The sequence below is a fragment of the Paenibacillus sp. sg306046 genome (genome assembly GCF_059821225.1).
Genome location: NZ_JCAMRT010000013.1, coordinates 55,161 through 74,820 on the forward strand (window position 1 = coordinate 55,161; position 19,660 = coordinate 74,820).

The 19,660-nt window shown below is 41.9% G+C and carries 21 protein-coding genes; all 21 read right to left on the reverse strand.

The genetic code is table 11. From position 1 onward, the window contains the following. Positions 1-285: 285 nt before the first annotated feature. Positions 286-840: a ribosome hibernation-promoting factor, HPF/YfiA family gene (gene hpf, locus AC6ROY_RS14670; RefSeq protein WP_500101305.1), complete on the reverse strand. Its 555-nt coding sequence runs from the start codon at positions 838-840 to the stop codon at positions 286-288. A gap of 289 nt (positions 841-1,129) precedes the next feature. Continuing rightward, on the reverse strand, positions 1,130-1,327 hold the full coding sequence (locus tag AC6ROY_RS14675) for a cold shock domain-containing protein (protein WP_010496818.1): 198 nt from the start codon (positions 1,325-1,327) through the stop codon (positions 1,130-1,132). 363 nt (positions 1,328-1,690) lie between these two features. Then, a complete protein-coding gene (locus AC6ROY_RS14680) occupies positions 1,691-2,026 on the reverse strand; it encodes a flagellar protein FliT (protein WP_500101306.1) in 336 nt (111 codons plus the stop codon). Next, complete coding sequence (fliS, locus tag AC6ROY_RS14685; RefSeq protein ID WP_500101308.1) at positions 2,019-2,414, reverse strand: flagellar export chaperone FliS; 396 nt, start codon at positions 2,412-2,414, stop codon at positions 2,019-2,021. Before fliS ends, AC6ROY_RS14680 begins: the two co-directional genes overlap by 8 nt. A 19-nt stretch (positions 2,415-2,433) precedes the next feature. After that, entirely contained in the window at positions 2,434-4,644 is a 2,211-nt protein-coding gene (gene fliD, locus AC6ROY_RS14690; protein WP_500101310.1) for a flagellar filament capping protein FliD, read from the reverse strand. Between the two features lie 25 nt (positions 4,645-4,669). Next, positions 4,670-5,086: a flagellar protein FlaG gene (locus AC6ROY_RS14695; RefSeq protein ID WP_500101312.1), complete on the reverse strand. Its 417-nt coding sequence runs from the start codon at positions 5,084-5,086 to the stop codon at positions 4,670-4,672. 100 nt (positions 5,087-5,186) lie between these two features. Next, positions 5,187-6,389, reverse strand: a complete 1,203-nt coding sequence (gene pseC, locus AC6ROY_RS14700) for a UDP-4-amino-4,6-dideoxy-N-acetyl-beta-L-altrosamine transaminase (RefSeq protein WP_500101314.1) — start codon at positions 6,387-6,389, stop codon at positions 5,187-5,189. A gap of 48 nt (positions 6,390-6,437) precedes the next feature. Further along, positions 6,438-7,388, reverse strand: a complete 951-nt coding sequence (locus tag AC6ROY_RS14705; RefSeq protein ID WP_500101316.1) for a dTDP-glucose 4,6-dehydratase — start codon at positions 7,386-7,388, stop codon at positions 6,438-6,440. A 23-nt stretch (positions 7,389-7,411) separates the two neighbouring features. Next, entirely contained in the window at positions 7,412-8,077 is a 666-nt protein-coding gene (locus AC6ROY_RS14710) for a class I SAM-dependent methyltransferase (protein ID WP_500101317.1), read from the reverse strand. A 22-nt stretch (positions 8,078-8,099) separates the two neighbouring features. Beyond that, complete coding sequence (gene pseI / locus AC6ROY_RS14715) at positions 8,100-9,152, reverse strand: pseudaminic acid synthase (protein ID WP_500101319.1); 1,053 nt, start codon at positions 9,150-9,152, stop codon at positions 8,100-8,102. Between the two features lie 24 nt (positions 9,153-9,176). Further along, positions 9,177-10,340 (reverse strand): ATP-grasp domain-containing protein, encoded by a 1,164-nt coding sequence (locus AC6ROY_RS14720; RefSeq protein ID WP_500101321.1) that lies wholly within the window; start codon positions 10,338-10,340, stop codon positions 9,177-9,179. Positions 10,341-10,545: 205 nt separating this feature from the next. Then, the gene (locus AC6ROY_RS14725) at positions 10,546-11,280 is read right to left on the reverse strand and encodes a cytidylyltransferase domain-containing protein (RefSeq protein WP_500101323.1); all 735 of its coding nucleotides are present in this window, start codon (positions 11,278-11,280) and stop codon (positions 10,546-10,548) included. Next, a complete protein-coding gene (locus tag AC6ROY_RS14730) occupies positions 11,277-12,359 on the reverse strand; it encodes a DegT/DnrJ/EryC1/StrS family aminotransferase (RefSeq protein WP_500101324.1) in 1,083 nt (360 codons plus the stop codon). The genes AC6ROY_RS14725 and AC6ROY_RS14730 overlap by 4 nt, the downstream gene beginning before the upstream one ends. Positions 12,360-12,364: 5 nt before the next feature. Beyond that, complete coding sequence (locus AC6ROY_RS14735; RefSeq protein WP_500101326.1) at positions 12,365-13,339, reverse strand: hypothetical protein; 975 nt, start codon at positions 13,337-13,339, stop codon at positions 12,365-12,367. Between the two features lie 30 nt (positions 13,340-13,369). Next, positions 13,370-14,389 carry a UDP-N-acetylglucosamine 4,6-dehydratase family protein gene (locus tag AC6ROY_RS14740; RefSeq protein ID WP_500101327.1) on the reverse strand — a complete coding sequence of 340 codons (1,020 nt, stop codon included), beginning with the start codon at positions 14,387-14,389 and terminating at the stop codon, positions 13,370-13,372. A gap of 9 nt (positions 14,390-14,398) precedes the next feature. Then, positions 14,399-15,139, reverse strand: coding sequence for a cytidylyltransferase domain-containing protein (locus AC6ROY_RS14745; RefSeq protein ID WP_500101329.1), 741 nt, complete (start codon positions 15,137-15,139; stop codon positions 14,399-14,401). Next, positions 15,136-16,161, reverse strand: a complete 1,026-nt coding sequence (locus AC6ROY_RS14750; RefSeq protein WP_500101330.1) for a hypothetical protein — start codon at positions 16,159-16,161, stop codon at positions 15,136-15,138. Before AC6ROY_RS14750 ends, AC6ROY_RS14745 begins: the two co-directional genes overlap by 4 nt. Then, entirely contained in the window at positions 16,133-17,431 is a 1,299-nt protein-coding gene (locus tag AC6ROY_RS14755) for a DegT/DnrJ/EryC1/StrS family aminotransferase (protein ID WP_500101331.1), read from the reverse strand. The genes AC6ROY_RS14750 and AC6ROY_RS14755 overlap by 29 nt, the downstream gene beginning before the upstream one ends. After that, positions 17,428-18,438: a Gfo/Idh/MocA family protein gene (locus tag AC6ROY_RS14760; protein WP_500101333.1), complete on the reverse strand. Its 1,011-nt coding sequence runs from the start codon at positions 18,436-18,438 to the stop codon at positions 17,428-17,430. Before AC6ROY_RS14760 ends, AC6ROY_RS14755 begins: the two co-directional genes overlap by 4 nt. Positions 18,439-18,455: 17 nt before the next feature. Further along, positions 18,456-19,001, reverse strand: coding sequence for a GNAT family N-acetyltransferase (locus AC6ROY_RS14765; protein WP_500101335.1), 546 nt, complete (start codon positions 18,999-19,001; stop codon positions 18,456-18,458). A gap of 14 nt (positions 19,002-19,015) precedes the next feature. Beyond that, a complete protein-coding gene (locus AC6ROY_RS14770) occupies positions 19,016-19,654 on the reverse strand; it encodes a pseudaminic acid biosynthesis-associated methylase (RefSeq protein ID WP_500101337.1) in 639 nt (212 codons plus the stop codon). Between the last annotated feature and the right edge of the window lie 6 nt (positions 19,655-19,660).

A 19,660-nucleotide genomic window follows, 5' to 3' on the forward strand; every position in this document is an offset into this window, starting at 1 on the left:
AGTATCTCTTGGTCAAGCGCATTTCATCAGCCTGCCACATGGTTGCCCAGCTCTTGAACCTGAGCCGAACGTGCCGTAAACGGCCGTATGCCGCATCGTTTCATTGGATCGCTGCTATTGCGCTTACCCCTACACCTACAGACGCCTCACCATGAAAAAAGTTTCATGAATTCGTCCATCCTGCGGACATCACCGGCCGATAATGAAAAGAGCTTGTCCCAAGCGCATATAGCACCGGATACAAGCTCTGGAAGTTACAGTTTAGAATGGCGCTTGACTGCGAGATTAACGAGCCGGCTCGATCAAGCCATACTTCCCGTCATCACGCTTGTACACAACATTGACCTGCGATGTATCTGAATTGGCGAATACGAAGAAATTATGACCCACCATGTTCATCTGCAAAATCGCTTCGTCAATATCCATCGGCTTAAGTGTGAACTTCTTCGTCCGCACCAGCTCGAAGTCATCTTCTTCCTCCTCGTAAGCGACAGCCGTAGCGGCTGACTCCGAAAGGAATAAATCCTTCAGTCCGCCCTGCTGGCGCACCTTGCGATTCGCTTTTGTTTTCGCTTTACGGATCTGGCGCTCCAGCTTGTCCACAACCAGATCAACCGCCGCATACAGATCAGCATGCTTCTCCTCTGCACGCAGCATAAATGCCGGGAGCGGGATGGTGACCTCAACTGTCTGCAAGCCTTTCAGCACGCTAAGCGTGACATGCACTTCAGATGTAGGGGGAGCTTCAATGTACCTTTCCAGCTTACTCAGCTTCTTCTCAACATGGTCTCTCAAAGCCTCGGTTACTTCGATGTTCTCGCCACGGATATTGAATTTCATGTACAACTCCTCCTCTCATACCTACAGTATACTATATTCCCCTTTAACCTTCAAAAATCCTTCATAAACGACAAGATAAATTTACAAAATATTTGAACAATTATTGGCAGGCGCCAAGTCGCATTCTTATTCCAGTCTGATCGTTAGATTAAGTTGTTATCAGGTCATATCCTGCCCTCTAGATGTACACGAAAAAACACCCCGGATCACTCCAGGGTGTCGGTTATCGCTGCCACATTCACTCAAAACCATAACCATCTATACGGGCCGCCGAAGACGGCGGGGATGATTACAACTTGACGACGTTAGCTGCTTGAGGACCACGAGCGCCCTCAACGATATCAAACTCAACGGATTGGCCTTCTTCCAACGTTTTGAAGCCATCGGTTTGGATTGCGGAGAAATGAACGAATACGTCGCCGCCGTCTTCACGCTCGATGAAACCGTAGCCTTTTTCTGCGTTAAACCATTTCACTTTACCTTGCATGCAATAACATTCCCTTCGTCGTCAAATAACTGTAAGCATTTGCCTACAATTCGAATATATCACTGGCGGTAACCGCTGTCAATCCAACTTTAAGCGTGTTAGCTAAATATTTAGAAAATTCGAGTATTAACAATCCGTTAATAAACTATTCACATCATAAAAGCCTATACTGTCGCGGTTTTCCGACATTTTCCGCAAGGTTATTCACAGAGTTATGCACATTATCCACAGGTGTGAGTGGATAACTATATCCCAATCTTGTTCTCTTTATTTAGATTGCAAGCCGGGCAGTTCCTCCTCGCGCTTGACGCTTCATTCATAAAAAAAGACCAGCCTCTTCATCAGGGCTGGACTCTGGATTTGTTATTTTTTTCGATCAAAAAACATGCTTTCTGTACCGTAGCCCTCCATGTCGTAAGCATTTCTACGGCTATTGGCTTGATTAATTTCACGCAATTTTCGGCCTGCTTCGACACGCAGCTGTTCGATTTTGGCACGGATGACTTCGTCATGGGCTGCAAGCTGATTCAACACCTGCTTATCCGATTCTGTAAGCACATGTTCAGTTACATGCCTTAGCTGTTCAACAATTGCTTCCCGTTCAACTACAAATTGTTCTACAGCTTCATATTCGACCTGCTCAATAGCCGCAACAAACTCACTAGTCATGTTGTCTAGTTGACGAAGAAGTTCATCCATGAACCGTTCCAACCGGTTTCATGTGCATCAATTTTCCCGCCTCGACCCAGGTGCTCTTAAGCTCAACTAAGTAGCCCAGCGCTTCCTCCGCTTGTTCTACAGACTTATGCAGGTTTGCCTCGATGAGTCTGTACTCTATATAGTCGTACATCAATAAGAGGCTTTCGGCAACAGGGGATTTTTTATCTAAGGTTATCACAAATTCCTTGATAATGTTCTGGACCTTGATAATACTTCGATTGGCATCCTCGAAGCTGTTCGACTTCAATGCTTCAATCGCTTGCTTGCAGAATCGTATGGCGCCGTCACATAGCATAATCAGAAGCTGCGCGGGCGTCGCTGTATTCACCACGTTTTCGAGATACTTATTCTGCTGAGCATGCAGCATGCGAGTTCCTCCCTAACTATTATTTTGCAGCCAGCTGCGACAAGTAGGAGCTTTGTGAATTATATTTGTTCATCGCTTGCTCCATAGCGGTAAATCGGCGGTAGTAGCTATTCTCATAGTCCTCCAAGCGGTCCTGCCACCGGGTGATGTCCTTGTTCAGCTGTGTCAATTGTTTGCCAATCTGATATTGGGAAGTCACGGTTGTGGAGGTACCGGCTTTCTCCTTGAGTTGAAGCAAAATTTGATCGGCTGCATCATACAACCGCACGGCAATTCCATCTCCGCTGGTAGTCTTGCTATCGTTGTCATTGGCCGTGAACAGCCGCATGACTTGCTCCGGATTTTTCGACAAAGCCTCCTTGAGCTTGGACTCACTGATATAAAGCTTGCCTTTTTCCGAATAATCCAAGGTCGTAATCCCAATGTCCGACAGTTGACTGTAATCCCCGCCAGCCGCACTGGATACAGACTCGTACCAGTTCATCCGAAACCGGCTCGCTGCGGATGAAAGAATGCCATCATTACGTAATTGGCCGCTTTTTGCCTTTTCCTCCCAAAGCTTGACGTCACTTTCCGACATCGCTTTTCTTTGTTCTTCACTAAGCGGGAGGTACTGCCGAAACCGTTCCTCGGATATTTTGCTATTCACCGTTTCCAATAATTCATTGTATTTATCAACAAAAGATTTAATAGATGTATAGACAGCATCTACATCCTGGGAGATTGTAACATTTACACTCGTACCAAGCGCCGCTTTTTTAGCTGTAAAGTTGATCCCGTTCACAGAGAAATTATTCGAAGCGTACTCGACATCCACATCGTTAAACTTGACCTGTGCATTTAGTCCCGTATCCTTGACCTGGCTGTACGTATAAGTTGAGCTCGTATTAACTCCGGTCGTCAGTCCCAGAGAGGTTAAAATATTTACGCTATCTGCGGTTTGATCCGAAAATGACAAATCTTTAGTTTCATCGGGAGTACGGAATACCAGTTCACCTGTATCACGGTTCAAGCGTGCCGAGATCCCCAGCTTGCCCAAGTCCGAAGAATTGATCGTCGAGATGAGGGCACCTATACTGGTGTTGCTGTTGATGCTGAACTCATAGTCCTTGGAGTCATAAGTAATCCGCAGTTTCTGCTCCTCGGTCAGATCACTATTAATGATCTTGGTCGGATCAACATATGGCGCCCCAATGGTTGTAAATTCTGCCCCTGTGATAACACTGCTGGCCGTTGGCGTGGAAGGCAGCCCTAACTTGGATACAATATCCGTACTATCTACCGACTGGTCGGAGAACGTAATCGGCTTGGAGCTGTCCGGCATTTGAAAAGTCAGCTTGCCTGTCGTCGCATCAAGACCCGCCTTTATTCCGGCGGCCTTTAAGCCAGGCTGGTTGTTTATGCTGTTGAGCAGCGCGCCAACGGAGGTTGTGCTAGAAATAACAAAATCATAGTTAGCTCCCTCATACCCTATTCTTAATGCCTGTGGGCTGGATAGGGTATGATCAACCATTCTATTAATGTCGGGAGCCGGTAGAGGTGTCGTTTTAAAAATAGCCCCCTTCACTTCTTCCCCAGTTAAACCGGCAGTTGTCACACCAAGCTTCAATACATCGGTAAGAAACGACGGCTCGCTGCTGTTCAATTCCACTTTAGCCGCATCGCCAGTCGTAGACGAGACAAAAAAGAAGCGGCGCATCGTATCATCGTAGCTTACTTTCACACCGGTTTGCGAGGCTTTATCATTGAAGCTGTTAATAAACCCGGCCAACGTATCCGTCTTGTCAATTTGAATCGTCGAGGTACCCTTCTCGCCACTGATTGTCAAGGCCGTCATCGCAGGCGCCGCTGCGAACACTTCCTCTACTTTGCTCGAAAGCTTGACAGTCGCGGCAAGCGGGTCAGAAGTTACACCTGCCGCTTCAGCCAAACGCTTTACCTCGATTTTGTAAATGCCATCTGTCGCACTCGGGGTACCTGTGGCCGATACAATGGAATCGTCCGCCGAAGCAGCCTTCTTGGTCAAGTACGCCGACTGCAGCTTCATATTGAACGCGGTATTTTTCAAATCCAGTATCTTTGTATTCATGGCGCGATAATCATCTCGCTGCCATTGCAAGGTTTGCTGCTTCTGTAGCAGTTTTTCCATTGGAGCTCGCCTGGCCTGCATCAGTTGCTTGACCAGCGTATCAATATCCATACCAGAGGTACCGTTAACCCGTGTAACCAAGACTCCTCATCTCCTTTCTGATTGACTATCTCCGCTCATCCATCAGAATTCCGGCCTTCTCCCACAGCTTGGCCACCATATCCAGCACTTTTTCCGGCGGAATCTCCCGAACGACCTTGCCCGTTTCCTTATCAAGCACCTTCACCATAATTTGCTTCGTAGCCTCATGAATTCTAAATTCGAATGAAGTTGTAATTCCCTGCAGTGCCTTGTTCGCCTTTTCAATGGTTTTGATTAGCTGCTCTTCTCCGATAGATATTTTTTCGCCTTGCAGAGCTGCAATCTTAAGGTCTTGTGATGTATTCATTGCTGCGGCGCGATGGTTAGACGAAGTCATGGTCGTAGCGGCAACCGCTTCCGCGGCTTTCTGCTGGTTGGTAGAAGATGCAACCTCCGGACCCGTGTATCTGGCTGCATTGTTCACTGAAAAATCAGAACTCAAAAAGATCTCCCCCGATTCAAAGTGAGTATAGTTACTTTGTATATCGGAAAAGATCTCGAATTTTATTAGTGTTATGAGACTTTATAACCAGAAAAGATGTTCAGACACGATAGTGATCTATCACCTTATATACAGCATTGACGACATCCTTTAAATCACCCTCACCCATTCTTGGGAATAAAGGAAGCGTAATGCTGCTTTGGTAAACTTGTTCAGCCACCGGACAGCAGCCTGACTCATATCCCAACCTTTGGTAGTAGGGGAGCTGATACACCGGAACATAGTGTACATTTACACCGATATTTTCAGCACGAAGCGCCTCAAAAATCGCTTTACGGCCTACCTGCAATCGGTCCAGTTTCAATCTAATGATATACAAATGCCAGCCTGAGCTAGCTTCAGGATGGGTCCAAGGCAGTTGGATCAATCCCTCATCCTCCAACGGCTGAAGCAGTGACCGATACTGAGCTGCCAGCTCCTGACGACGCGAGATGAAGCTGTCAAGACGGCTCATTTGACTTAATCCCAGAGCGGCTTGTAGATCGGTGATTCGATAATTGTAACCGAGCTCTTGCATTTCATAATACCAAGGGCCTTCATCCGCACCCTGATACAAAGAAACATCCCTTGTAATTCCATGTGAACGAAACATCAGCAACCGCTGATAGAACGTTGGATTATTGGTGACAATAACCCCGCCTTCACCCGTTGTAACCGGCTTAACCGGGTGAAAGCTGAACATCGTCATATCAGCTACTGCGCCAACAGGCTCTCCAGCGAAGGAAGCGCCCAAGGAATGAGCAGCATCCTGAATCAATACAAGTCCATGCTTCTCGGCAAACGACTTATAGTCCCGCATCGCAATAGACTGCCCGGTAAAGTCTACAGCAACCACTGCCTTTGTACGAGGCGTAAGCTTCCGCTCCACGTCATGCAAGTCGAGCAAATACGTTTGCTCATTAACATCGGCGAAAACCGGCGTTCCCCCCACGTAAAGCACACAATTCGCACTAGCCGCAAAGGTGAGAGGCGTCGTGATGACCTCATCACCGGCACCTATACCCGCAGCGTAGCAGGCCCCGTGCAGCGCCGCCGTGCCATTGCAAAACGCAACCGCATAGTCTGTTCCAGCATGCTCGGCTACCTTGCGCTCAAATTCCGCAATCGTCGGGCCTTGAGTCAAGTAATTGCTTGTCAGCACGCGAACAACCTGCTCAATATCTTCATCCGAAATCCATTGTGTTCCATAGGGAAGCAACTGCTTTCTGACAGGCAGTCCTCCGCTAATCGCCAACTCATCCATGCTGTTTCACCCCTGTAACCCTAATTACCCCCAACGTTGCCTTCATAGCTATACGCGATACGAGCCTGACGCAATCCATTGCTCTGTCAATCGTATGCCTTCCTCCAGGCTAACAAGCGGCTCCCAGTTCAGCAGCTGCTTCGCTTTCGTGTAGTCGCAAAGAAGCTTCTGAATTTCACTTTGCGGGTGAATATGCTCGACATGCCGGATTCGCGATTCATCGCCAACTATGAGCTTCGCCAATTCATTGATCGTAATATCGCGACCAAGCCCGGCATTGACAATATGGCCGTCCACCTGATCAGAGAAGCCTGCTTCAACCACAAACCGCGCGCAATCCGATACATACAGCAGGTCGCGAGTTTGTGTACCCTCGCCATAGATCTGCACATCCTTGCCAGCAAGCTTGTTATTGATGAAAATCGCAACAACGCCGCCTTCACCGCCAGTCTTCTGATAAGGACCATACGTGTTGAACGGACGAATGACCACCACAGGCAGCCCATAAGCGAAATAATACGAGAGAACCATATTTTCTGCGGCGATTTTGGCCCCGGCATATGGGGATGCAGGCTTAGTCGGGTGGAGCTCGGTAATACCGGTTGGTTCTGTGCAGCGATCGTACACCATACACGTGCTCATAAACACGACTTTGACCCAATGCTTGCGGCATTGCTCCATCACATAAAACGTTCCTACGGTGTCGTTGTTAAATGTTGTACGCGGATCATCAATCGAATCCTGCACATTAATCGAAGCGCCGAGATGGTAGCAAATATCGAACTTATTGTCCGCAAACAGCTTCTCCAGCAAAGCTTCATCCTTGATATCGCCATGAATAAATGCCTGTAAGCCGGGATGCGTACGAAACTCCTCCAGATTGCTTTCCTGTCCATTGGACAGATCATCCAAAATCCAAACCTGATGCCCTTCCTGCAGCAGCTTTAATGCCACCCATCGACCTATAAAACCGGCGCCGCCGGTGAGAAGAATGTTCATGGTTTTTCGCCCCACTCATCGTGTTATTTTGTTACCGTAATTAAGTAGTCAGAATTATAATCCTCGAGAGAACTTGAACTAAATTTAGTGAATCCAACTTGGACTGACACGAAGTCAGCGAATAACTCCTTAATATCCTTTTCATCAAAGAAATACATGATCATCCCTTGTTCATTCGTTTGATTATGAATAATCTCATACGTATTCCTTTGAACTTGCTTTCCAATATTCACTCGAAGATCATCTAATGCTCGGACTACAATAAATGCTTTTCCGCCTCTTTTGAGCATTTTATGAATTTGTTTAATAGCAATACTTATATCATCTCGATTCAAATAATACAGTACACCATAACAAACAATTGCATCATACAGTTCGCTTTCAAGCATTGTGTCCGTAATAGATGCTACAGTGACTTTAGCTGTTAAGTTAGCCTCCTCCAGCAATGATTCCGTTAGCTTGACGCTTTCTTCCGCAAAGTCTACACCTGTTACATCGTAGCCCTGACTTGCAGCAAAAAGTACATGCCTTCCAGATCCACATCCAAGATCTAATACTTTAACATCTCGAGCAACCGGATAGTTCGATCTCAAAAAACGTATTACGGACTCAGAGGGAAATAATAGTCTGGTAGATTCAAGAGCATGAAGGTAGTTCCACTTACTTCTTTGATTCTCGATATATGACATACTGATCTCCTTCGATCAAAAATTACATGAAAAGATCCCAGGTGGCCGGTGTTCCTTTTGTAACATCTTTTTTCAGTACTTTGCCTAATAGGAAATCGTAATATTTGGGGGCTAGACCCAGGCCAGGCCTGATTGCCTTCAAGTTGTCTCTGGTGATTATCTCGCCTTCTTCCAGATCCTTCGATATGTACAACGATCTTCTAAAACGAAGCGAAGCCTTTTCTTTTTCTGTAGGACCATATTTAACTTCCCCCAACGATAGCCATGCGCGTTCTGATTCCACTACCAAAGAGTGAAATTCTGCAGGCTCCAATGAAAACGCGGAATCTACCCCTCCATCTTCCCGATTGAGAGTAAGGTGCTTTTCTATAACGGTCCCGCCCAGTGCCACACTTGAAATCGCTACGCCAACTCCCATTGAATGATCCGACAACCCTATTTGACAATTAAATAATTGTTTCATATGAGGTATGGTCAGGACATTTGAATTTTCAGGTGTAGCAGGGTAAGTACTTGTGCATTTTAAAAGCACAAGATTCTCACATCCATTTTCCTTCGCTGCTTTTACTGTTTCATCCAACTCAGCTAAAGAAGCCATTCCTGTAGATATAATCATTGGCTTTCCTGTTTTCGCCACTTTTTTTATTAAAGGCAAGTCAATATTTTCGAATGAAGCTATTTTGTATAAAGGCACATCCAGACTCTCTAAAAAATCCACTGCACTTTCATCAAATGGCGTACTAAAACCGATCATTCCAAGCTCGCGGCAGCGATCGAAGATTGGCTTATGCCATTCCCAAGGGGTATATGCCTCCTTATATAGATTAAAAAGAGATTTTCCCTTCCATAAATTGCCCTCATCTTCTATAAAAAATTCGTTATCAGAAATGTCAAGTGTCATGGTATCTGCAGTATAAGTCTGAATTTTTAAAGCATCTGCTCCAGCCTTAGCTGCTGCCTCTACTATTTCTAAAGCTCTGCTCAAGGATTGATTATGATTACCAGACATCTCTGCTATAATAAATGGTTTACTTGAATTTCCGACCAATCGTCCATTTACTTGAAAAGAGTTCATCATGTGCCTCCATCATCTATAAGCTTAATAGTTGATTTTTTTTTGCAGCTCACTAATTTTCTCTAATGCAGCTTCACGATTTTGACCTGTAACTATAAAATATCCTACTCGATCCGAGCTACTTCTCAGTTCTTTCATTTCTGCCCCGACTTGTAAAAATAGCTCGGCCTTACTCACACAAGGATCTTCTTCGAGATTCACTAACCATTCAGTATGAGTAAGTCTTCCCTCTCGGGGAGTAAGAAATTGAATGGCTGCAGCCTGCATAAGCTGTGGGAAATCTATAAGTTCCATATCAAGAGAAATTCTAACTGAGTTTTCCACTAAATCATATCCTGTAGCAAGCGGCACCAAGTCTGAACTGATATAATCGCCTCCCAATCTGGGACCTACCTCTATAATAAATATTCCTTGCGCATTGATTTTAATTTCTGTGTGTGTAACACCGGTATCTATACCAATAGCGACTAACGCAGACCTAACAATTGTTTTAACTTCTTTTATATCAATTGCAGCAGGAATAATATGTCCAGTTTCTACAAAATGTGGTGCACCAGATGTCGTTTTTTCGGTAACGGCCACGATTTTAGTCTTTCCTTTTACCGTAATGCTCTCGACAGAATACTCCTCGCCTTCAATAAATTGCTCCATAATCAGGATCTTATTTTTTGAATAAGCTATAGCATCATTGAAAGCGGCAGGAATCTGGTCTTCATGAGTAACTAATGTAACTCCTCGGCTTGCAGAAGAATCCACAGGCTTGAGAATAAACGGACAAGGAATGGCTCGCATATGATAGTGAACATCTTCCACAGAGCTAATACATCTAAATAATGGAATGGATACAGCAGCATCCCGCAGCACTTCGCGCATAAGCAGCTTATTTGTTGCGATATGGGCAGAAATCGTTGACATCCGCGGGAGGTTCAATTTCTCAGCTACATAACTTGCCACCCGCATAGGGTAGTCTGAATTAGTTATAATTCCATCTATGCCCAGATTTACAGCCAAATTAAGCACGGCAACTCGATCATTTGTACTGATTTGATAAAATTCATCAGCCATATCTTTAGCGAAGCTCTTCTCATCCCAATCCACAGCAATTACATGTATCCCGAGACCCTTAGCTTTTTGTATGATCGGAACCTGCAACCGACTAGCACCTAGAACCATCAATTTTTTTGCCATACAATCGCTTCACTTCACTTTTCCTTATGATAGACATCATTCTGTTTGTGCAGAGATTGTCATGAGTCCATAATTAACATCATAATGATTAACATCATAATGATGGATCCTTGAGTCTAAAACTTTATATCTGGCATGTTTAAATCTTTCTATGTAATTGTGGCTCATTGTTCCTATTCATCTGGTTCTAACAACACTGTCCTTGTTAATCCAAAAACGGATTTTTTTGCACTACGTTAGAGTTTATCGCTAGCAAGTCCTTATGTTCATCTAAGAAACTTAAAACATCTGCAACAGGTATTAACGGAGCCATTTTGTAAAAATGGTCAAAAACTTGCTTTAACAATTGATAGTCCTCAATCGTATCCAGTGTTAATCTAATTTGTGGCCGGTTTAGAATTCCTTCTGTTCGATAAATCAAATTCTTATATTTAATCGGATCTTCAAGAAATGCGGTAATAATATGTTCGCGGTGATGCTTCTGGCTTGATGATTCGCGTGCCTCGGTTAATGCAGATATTGAAAACAACTCTGCCGTTGTGCCGATCGGCATACCTTCTTTTAGAATATAATCAACACTCGGATCACTGCGATACTTAGAAACAATTTCGCTTATGGTTATCGGATCTACCAGTGGACAATCACTCGTAATTCTGACAATTGCATCCGCACCATGTTCAATTGCCGTTTGATAGTATCTATCCATCACATCGAGTTCGGAACCTCTTGTACAATCTAACCCTATATTTTTACAAAGACCCACAATTTCTTCATCCCCAGGCTTTACGGAAGTTGCAACGACAATTTTATTTATTCCAGTTGCGGCCCCCACACGCTGAGCAACAATTTCAAGAACCGGCTTATCAGCCAGTGGCATTAATACTTTTCGAGGTAATCTCGATGACCCTGTCCTTGCTTGAATAACTGCCACTATGTTCATGATAGATTTACTCCTCTATGTTTAAGCCTAATAAAGTCGGTTAAAGTTGAAATGATATACAGCGCATTTTCTTCGGAAATCGAGGGGTGCACTGGAATAGAAAAGACAGTATTAATAGCTTGCTCAGTGTTAGGAAAAGACGCTGGATCAAGTTCTAGAAAGCGGTGAAGCGGAGGAAACACGCCTCTTCCTAGTTGAATTCCTTTTGTAGCGAAATATTTTAGAACTTCTTCGGGCTGAATCTCTTGTACATGTACGATATATCTAAAGAAAATATGATCTGAACCCAACCTTGGCTTAAGGATAAGCCCATCATATTGAGCCAACTGATTATCATAAAATTCAGCAATCTTTTTTCGATACTGTATAAATGTTGAAAGCTTACTTAACTGACGCAGTCCTAAAGCGGCATGAAGTGCTGGCATCTCATAATTATATCTAACCTGATATACTCTTCCGTGGTCACTAGATTCAAGTGATTGTTTCATCCTATTATAAATTTCTTGATCGTCAGTAAGCATTATGCCTCCCGAAATCGCAGAAATCATTTTAGATTCGTGAACAGAGAATACTGAAATTAATCCCTGTTTCCCTACAACAGTACCTTTCGAAGTCACTGCTCCAAGTGAAAGAGTTCCATCCTCAATAACTGGAATACCGAGTTGCAATAAGGGATCTATGTCAGTAGCTTTACCGAACATATGTGGAAAAATAATAGCCTTCGTTTTAGTCGAGAGCTTCTCCTGAACGTCTTTAATAGACATTGAAAAGTCTCCCTCTATGACATCGTAGTTACAATCGGTAACTACAGGTATAGCGCCTACGTACAGCACCGCATTGAGTAGGGCCGTGCAGGTATAAGAAGGAATGATAACTTCATCTGTCGACCCAACGTCTAGAGCAATTAATGCTAAATGAAGAGCCGAAGTTCCGGAATTGACGGCCACCGCGTATTTCTTTTTAACCAACTTACAAAATTCTTGCTCGAAGTTATACATATATTTATCGGCTTCTCTTGTCTGGGTAAGTGACTCAATTAACGCCTCAATATCATCTTTTTCTACTTTTGGAGATACCAAAGGAATTATAGTAATACCCCCTCAATGATTCTAGTAACTCTTTGTACGCCTTGCCCATCAATCAAAGCCATCGAATTTTTAGAAAACTTCATCCTGAGATCCGAAGAGACCATCTGATTCAAAGCTTCCCTGAATGTGTTCAGTGAAACCTTTTGGTATATTCCTAAATTTAAAACCGCCTGTTGTTGATGCATACATTCAGCTTCAGCCAATTGTTCAGTGTTTTGATTGATGATTATTGACGGGGTACCCAGACAACCAGCTTCATACATGGTCATACCGCCCGAGATAATAGCTATATCAGCATTAATCATAAGTTTCCCTAAATAATCTACATCTCTATGTATTGTGAAAACATGGCTATCTCCCAGTGCTTCCTCTACTATGTACTCTGCAAATCTTCCTAACACAATATCGACATAATATTTGCGTTCATGAATTTCGTTTAAGTATCCGATCACTTGCTTAGTAATATGCCCAGGGTCTGAACCGCCAAACGACAAGACAAGCTTTTCCGCTGATTCAGAAATCAGTTTGCATGTCTGATTTTTATTTTTATATAACTGTGGGTCCAACAATATATAATCAGGCCCATAGTAATGCCCCGCTTGTGAAGGATAGTTCAAAAATCTGCTGCTACAAGAAAAATGAAAATCAAAGCTAGGATTGGAGTCCAATTCACCATCATCATCTATTGCTACTATTAAAATACCTAACTCATTTATTTGCTTAAGGACTTCAAGGTCAATAAGATATACTGGCATGTCTAAAACAATGATTTGAGGAGGCCTAGCTAGGCAATGTTGAAAAAAGCGGGGAAAATCCCACGATTCACGGCCCCCTCCATAAACCGAATTATCTAACACGAACGTTGAAACCGAAAGTCCCGACTCTTGTAGCACTGAAGCTAAATAGCCACAACGCTTATAATGACCTAACCCTACTAATTTCCCAGCTGCTATGTAAAAATACACTTGCAAGCACATAGCACCCCCTTAAATTCATGACTTCTAGTTCAACAATAATCTGGACTCCGTAATCATCTCTACAACTTGTTCCTTTGAAACAGGTGTTATATGATGAGAGCTGTAATCTTGAATTTGAGCAGGCTTACTCCCTTCATATTTGACTGGTTCATCTAAAAACGCATGTCGAATAATGTACATGTCAGCCAATTCGACTGCATTTTTGGACTCCTCTATGGTCATAAGCTCTTCAAACATTTTTTCACCTGGTCGAAGTCCCATTGTTTCAATGGAAATATCGGACACAGGGACACCTAACAAATCGCACATTCTATCTATTATTACCTCAGCGAGGTCGCCCAGTTTGATGACCGGCATTTTGAGGACAAATACTTCCCCTCCTTGTGCATAACTCATTGCTTTTATCGTTAATTCAGTTGCTTGTTGTACAGTCATCATAAAACGACTCATATTGATATCAGTTAATGTCACTTTACGATTTGTTTCAATTTGTGATTTAAACAGAGGAATGACCGACCCTCTTGAGCCCATTACATTCCCAAAACGTACTGCTGCAAATTTGGTGTGATGTGAACCGCTATTATACTGTGCCGAAGCCACAAGGCGCTCAGCCATTAGTTTCGATGCTCCATATGTATTCGTCGGCGCTATGGCCTTATCAGTACTTGTAAAAATGACTCGCTCGACTTTAGCAGTAAGAGCTGCTTGAATTACATTTTGAGTTCCAATAATGTTCGTCTGCACCGCTTCAAACGGATTATACTCACATGAAGGCACATGTTTCATGGCAGCTACATGAAACACGTAGTCTATCCCTTCCATAGCTCTAAGAACTCTATCTGCGTCTCTTACATCGCCAATTAAATATCTTATATTTTTAAATTCCTTGTATTTATTGTATAATTCAAATTGTTTATGCTCATCTCGACTAAATATTCGTATGACTTTTGGACTAAACAACAAAATATAATTTAACAAACTTTGCCCGATAGTACCGGTCCCACCTATAATCAACACATTTTTATTAGTTAGAAAACTTGTCATATATCAACACTACTCTCTAGCTTTTTTTTGAATGACAGAACGGTTTATTTCAAACAACTCAGGTTTATTGATTAACAAACGAATTATATCGTGAAGCTGAAAATTGGGATTTCCCGGATATAACTCGCAAAAAATTTTTTCAATTAACTCGTAATCCTGCCAGGTGTCTAAGGTTAACCGAAACTCTGGATGTCTAACAAATCTGTTTGCCTCTATGTTTGATAAATGGTATAGCTCCGGTCTTTCGTACATATACAAAGTGACGTGTTCTCGATCACTAGGATCGGATGTCAATTGTTCCACTTCAAGCAATGTACTTGTTCTAAATACCTCGACGCCAAAACCAAGCGGAAAGGTGAGAAACATTTGATTCGTAACATAGTCAAGATAGCTGTTTTCTAGCATTTTTTCAATTACCGAATCTATAGTCATCGAGTCAATTAAGGGACAATCACTTGTGACTTGAACAATCAAATCGGTTTTGCTATAAAGGGCCGCTTGAAGTGTTCTGCCCAGTACATCATTTTCACTACCTCTATAGCAAAGAACGCCCTCTCTCTGTGCTATTTCTTCGATAATATCGTCTTCTTTATTGGTTGTACTCGCAATAACTATTTGATTGATGTATTTAGAACAGCGAAGCCGCTCTATTAATCTGCACAAGGCAGGCTTGCCGAAGAGCGGTTTAATTACTTTACCAGGCAATCGCGTAGAAGTCATTCTAGCAGCGACAATAACGTTAATATTCATTTTGTTTTCACAACTTTCTCTATATAAGACATAATTCGATCTACAGATTTACCATCTTGCCAGATGAAATGTTTGAAGCTCCCAGATGTCATTTTATCTGTTGTATTCATATCATAATGAGAAAGCCACTGTGAAAAAGTTGAAAATGATGTGAAACCCCTTGAAAACCCTAACTTGTTGGTTATACAATCATCTGGTGTCAGCAAACCAGGCTGATAGCTCAGAACCGTCTTGCCCATAATAGCTGCATGTAGTAAAGCCATTGTGCTCATACCGATAATGAGATCGTAGTCCATTAGTATCTTATCCAGATGTCCTTCGACCACAGGGATAGATAAACTTCGGGATGCTTCAATAAAATCGCGACTATCTTTGGGGTGATGCTTTAAGCTCACTGAATATTTAGATTTAAACGATTCAAAGAACGTCCAACAGTCTTCAAGGAACGTAAACTCAGTAAATCCCATTGTCTCCCCATAAAGATTTGATATTGGTTGAGACAACAGTAGTACTTGAATTGAAGGATTGGAGTTACTGGGTAAGTACGAAGCAGCATTTACCCATTCATCCAGGCCAGGATGGCCTAGAATCTGAATAAGCTCTTCCGGCACCCCATCTTCGCAAGCCTCCCTCTTTGCCAACTCATCCATAACAACAATATTGTCTGGGAAAATGATACCTTTATTGGGATATATAAACCTTGACCGATAATTAGCCCAATAATCAATGATGGACATGGTTTTTATGCCTCTTTGCTTACATAGCTCGATGGCTTCAAGTTCATAATGTTGTCCCCAACTCGTTCCAGTAACTAGTAAATCAATTCGCTCTTCGTCAAGTTTTTCTTCTAAATATTTAATAAAACGGGCCTCGTCAAACTGAAAACGTTGATTTCTTTTCCCAGCTGGTCCAATACAAAAAAAGTCGTAAAAAAACGTTTGACTTCTTTCTACTTGAAGAACAAGCGGATAAATAACATCATATCCCCCAGGATCATGTGCTAGAAACCATACTTTTTTCATATTTCTGCAGTGCTTCTTTCTCGTTCCATATTTTTTGAATTGCTGTTAAGAAATCGGAAATATCTTCCCCAGTAAATGGTTTTCGACAAACATCAGCATATAACAAATCTGAAGTATACATCCTTTCAACAACCGGACAAAGACCCGTTTGATACTCCTGGGTTGGCGGGCTAATTAAGCTAAAAGGAAACGTTGTTTGATTATATACCTTTTTGTGTTGGTACATAGGCAACAAATATATAGGCTTCTGATAACCAGCGCCAAGAGGAAAGCCTTCTCCCTCCATAGCTGCAGCAAATGTTTCTCTCTTAATCCCCCAGCTTTCGTGATTATACAGCATTGGATAAACATAAAATGTATGCTCGTAACCCTCAGGAATATGAACTGTTGATAGTCCTTCAAAATTTTTTATACCTTCAGAAACCAGAGCCGCCAACTTTTTTCTATCAACCAAAAAATTGTCCAGTTTTTTTAACTGTTCAATGGCAATAGCCGCATGGATTTCTGTCATTCGATAGTTATTACCTAGTACAACCGTTTCATAATCATTCTCATCTTGAACAACCATTTCTCCATGGTTTCTAATCAATTGACATCTTCTAGCCAAACTATCGTCATCCGTTACGATAACACCACCTTCACCACTATGAATAACTTTGTGGTAATTTAGGCTAAAAACCCCAAGATGTCCAAATGTACCTGCTGACTTTCCATCTATTGAAGCACCTGGCGATTGCGCATTGTCCTCAATTAAAAATAAATTGTTTTTATCAGCAAGTTCTCTTAACACAGGCAAATTGGAAGGCAATCCGAATAAATTGGTAGTAAGAATAGCCTTTGTTCTAGACGTTATCCATTTTTCAATCTGAAGGGGATCTAAATTAAATGTCTTCTCATCTATATCAACAAAAATTGGTACAGCATTATTCATCAATATAGCGCTAGCAGTAGCAACCATCGAATATGGGGTCACTAAAACCTCATCACCTGGCCCTATCTCACATGCCGCAATAGCAGTATGAAGCGCCGTTGTTGCAGAGTTTACTGAAATCGCATGTTTACTTCCAAATTTTTTACTAAAATCATTTTCTAATTCCTTTACTTTAGGTCCACCTAGAAATCCTTCTCCAGATCTGCCTATAAACGCCGAGATATTACCTGATTGCATGACTTCGAGTACCGCGTTTGTTTCTTCATCGCCTAATATATTAACCCAAGGAATAGCCTCTTTTCTAACTGGACTACCACCCAATATAGCTATTTTACTCATACCATCATTCCCCTTACCTTTACATTTTTTTTAGTATTAAATGACTCTAGTAATGCTTCCACAACGTACAGGGGGTACACCCCTTCGTTTATAGTGCAACATGGTTCTGTACGATTCGCCAAGACGTCGACAATATGACTAACCGCGTTTTGCATGCTCGATTCCAATAAAACATTCTCGTCTATTTCCCTTAGTTCTAAGGCGTTAAAACCGGAAAACAGTCTATGTTCATTTACATGATAATACCTTACGATATCTCCACTATCTCTAATCTCAATCTTTCCATATTCAAAGTACATGTCAAACTCAAACATATAGTATTGCCTATCATCATAAGCTTCGGCAACACCAACAACGTCATTCTCCGTATTAAAATAAAATGTATAGGATGGGTCATTTTCTTTAAGGGAAGAAGTTTGCACCTCGTTCAATACCATTACTTCTGTTAATTTACCCGCAAACCAGTGAACTAGGTCAATAATATGAGCACCTGTATTAAATATCCCTCGTGTATATCTGATATTTATTTTCTGCAAGCTACCAAATAAATTCTCATCTATCGCATTTTTTATCCGGGTAAACCCGGTTAACCATCGCCTAGACAGGTTAGGTATTACCAATACTTCACGCGCAGATGTTAGCCTCTTTAAGGCCGCAACATCATCCAGATTATTTACCAAAGGCTTTTCACAGAAAATGATTTTGGGTGTGTAAACCCCTATGATGCCCTTGAGCTGTTCCAAATGCAAATGAGGCGGAGAACATAAACTGATGATGTCAGGCTTATGTTCTCCAAGCATTTCAGTATAAGAACTAAAAAATAGAGCGAAAGGAGAAATTTGCTTCAACAACTCGCTCTGAGAAACTCTTACATCCGAAGCAGCAACTAGTGAAATATCTTCGTTGCTTTCATATGCCTTAACGTGAGATGCCACATTTTTGCGTTTCGGATCAAAATCGTACATTAAACCGATTTGCCCTAGACCAATAACACTAGCAGTATACATCGAATCACACCCTGTAATTATAGCTCTTCTTTCAATAAGCCCATAATGATAACATCGACAAACATTCCGTTCTTGTATACTGCCGAGCGCCTCTTACCTTCCACCACAAAACCAACAGACTCGTAGCTCTTAATGGCACTAACATGAGTCGCTAAAACACCCAGTTCTATTCTTCTCAGGTTCATTTGCTCAAATCCGTGCCGGCAAATCAGCCTCATTATTTCCTTAGCAATCCCTCGACCCCAATAGTTTTTTTCACCAAGACAGATTCCCAGTTCGGCCGATTGATGCAAAAAGTCAATGTTATGAAGGCCTATATTCCCAATGTGCGTTTCAGTCTTTTCATCAATCACGGCAAGAATCAAATGCTGAGAAGATGATACAACGCTCTGATAATAAGCCTTGAGATCATTTTGGGTCGTAGGATACGAACCCTTCATCATGTTTTCTGTGACTTTCGGATCATTCAACCAGAAACGGTAGTTTCCGTTGATATCTTCCTCTTCTAATCCACGGAGATACACACTATTCCCTTGAATGAAAACACTTTTACGACCATTCATAACATCACCCAAGTTCAGCTAGTAGTTTTTTGAAGTAAATACATTTGATCGATATTATCATTTTTTGTATATGGGTATTTTGTTTCTTTTATTAATTTTAAATCAGGAAAACGATCTAAAAATAACTGGGCAAAATCCCCTTTCCACATTTTATCTCCATTACCCCGATAATTGATTTCGATGTAATCCTCATTGAAATACTCCATACCCCAAATATACTTGCTGGAGGTTCGATAAATTTCATCAAGTACACTATTGATATCTTTAGGTGATATATGAATAAGTACTCCACTTGTATAAACAAGCTCGAAATACTGATCACGATAAGGTAAATCAAAAGCTGAGCCTTGTATGACATTTATGTTATTAGTAAGTGATTTTGCTTTTTCAACGGCATACCACTGAAGCTCAACACCATAAAGGTTTTGTAGACCCATTCGCTGAAGGATATTTAATTGATTACCTACATTACAGCCTACTTCGAGAACATTTTTTATAGAAAGCTCTTTTAAAAACTCTTCATTCATCGCTTGCCTTGTAAGTCCATATTGATCTAAATAGATTTGATTTAATGTGCTTGGATCAAAAGTATTTCTTTCTGTATATTCAGTTCCAAACTCACCTTGCCAAAATTTCATTTGTTGAGTCAACATTTCTTA

What these genes read in the sequence shown, in the direction of transcription:
- AC6ROY_RS14760 (WP_500101333.1), bottom strand. Translation starts at nt 18,438, where the DNA reads ATGTATACTGCTAGTGTTATTGGTCTAGGGCAAATCGGTTTAATGTAC.
- pseI (WP_500101319.1), bottom strand. Translation starts at nt 9,152, where the DNA reads ATGAACTCTTTTCAAGTAAATGGACGATTGGTCGGAAATTCAAGTAAA.
- AC6ROY_RS14720 (WP_500101321.1), bottom strand. Translation starts at nt 10,340, where the DNA reads ATGGCAAAAAAATTGATGGTTCTAGGTGCTAGTCGGTTGCAGGTTCCG.
- hpf (WP_500101305.1), bottom strand. Translation starts at nt 840, where the DNA reads ATGAAATTCAATATCCGTGGCGAGAACATCGAAGTAACCGAGGCTTTG.
- AC6ROY_RS14755 (WP_500101331.1), bottom strand. Translation starts at nt 17,431, where the DNA reads ATGAGTAAAATAGCTATATTGGGTGGTAGTCCAGTTAGAAAAGAGGCT.
- fliS (WP_500101308.1), bottom strand. Translation starts at nt 2,414, where the DNA reads ATGCTGCATGCTCAGCAGAATAAGTATCTCGAAAACGTGGTGAATACA.
- AC6ROY_RS14765 (WP_500101335.1), bottom strand. Translation starts at nt 19,001, where the DNA reads ATGAATGGTCGTAAAAGTGTTTTCATTCAAGGGAATAGTGTGTATCTC.
- AC6ROY_RS14710 (WP_500101317.1), bottom strand. Translation starts at nt 8,077, where the DNA reads ATGTCATATATCGAGAATCAAAGAAGTAAGTGGAACTACCTTCATGCT.
- AC6ROY_RS14725 (WP_500101323.1), bottom strand. Translation starts at nt 11,280, where the DNA reads ATGAACATAGTGGCAGTTATTCAAGCAAGGACAGGGTCATCGAGATTA.
- AC6ROY_RS14675 (WP_010496818.1), bottom strand. Translation starts at nt 1,327, where the DNA reads ATGCAAGGTAAAGTGAAATGGTTTAACGCAGAAAAAGGCTACGGTTTC.
- AC6ROY_RS14705 (WP_500101316.1), bottom strand. Translation starts at nt 7,388, where the DNA reads ATGAACATTCTTCTCACCGGCGGCGCCGGTTTTATAGGTCGATGGGTG.
- pseC (WP_500101314.1), bottom strand. Translation starts at nt 6,389, where the DNA reads ATGGATGAGTTGGCGATTAGCGGAGGACTGCCTGTCAGAAAGCAGTTG.
- AC6ROY_RS14680 (WP_500101306.1), bottom strand. Translation starts at nt 2,026, where the DNA reads ATGGATGAACTTCTTCGTCAACTAGACAACATGACTAGTGAGTTTGTT.
- AC6ROY_RS14745 (WP_500101329.1), bottom strand. Translation starts at nt 15,139, where the DNA reads ATGAATATTAACGTTATTGTCGCTGCTAGAATGACTTCTACGCGATTG.
- AC6ROY_RS14750 (WP_500101330.1), bottom strand. Translation starts at nt 16,161, where the DNA reads ATGAAAAAAGTATGGTTTCTAGCACATGATCCTGGGGGATATGATGTT.
- AC6ROY_RS14740 (WP_500101327.1), bottom strand. Translation starts at nt 14,389, where the DNA reads ATGACAAGTTTTCTAACTAATAAAAATGTGTTGATTATAGGTGGGACC.
- AC6ROY_RS14770 (WP_500101337.1), bottom strand. Translation starts at nt 19,654, where the DNA reads ATGTTGACTCAACAAATGAAATTTTGGCAAGGTGAGTTTGGAACTGAA.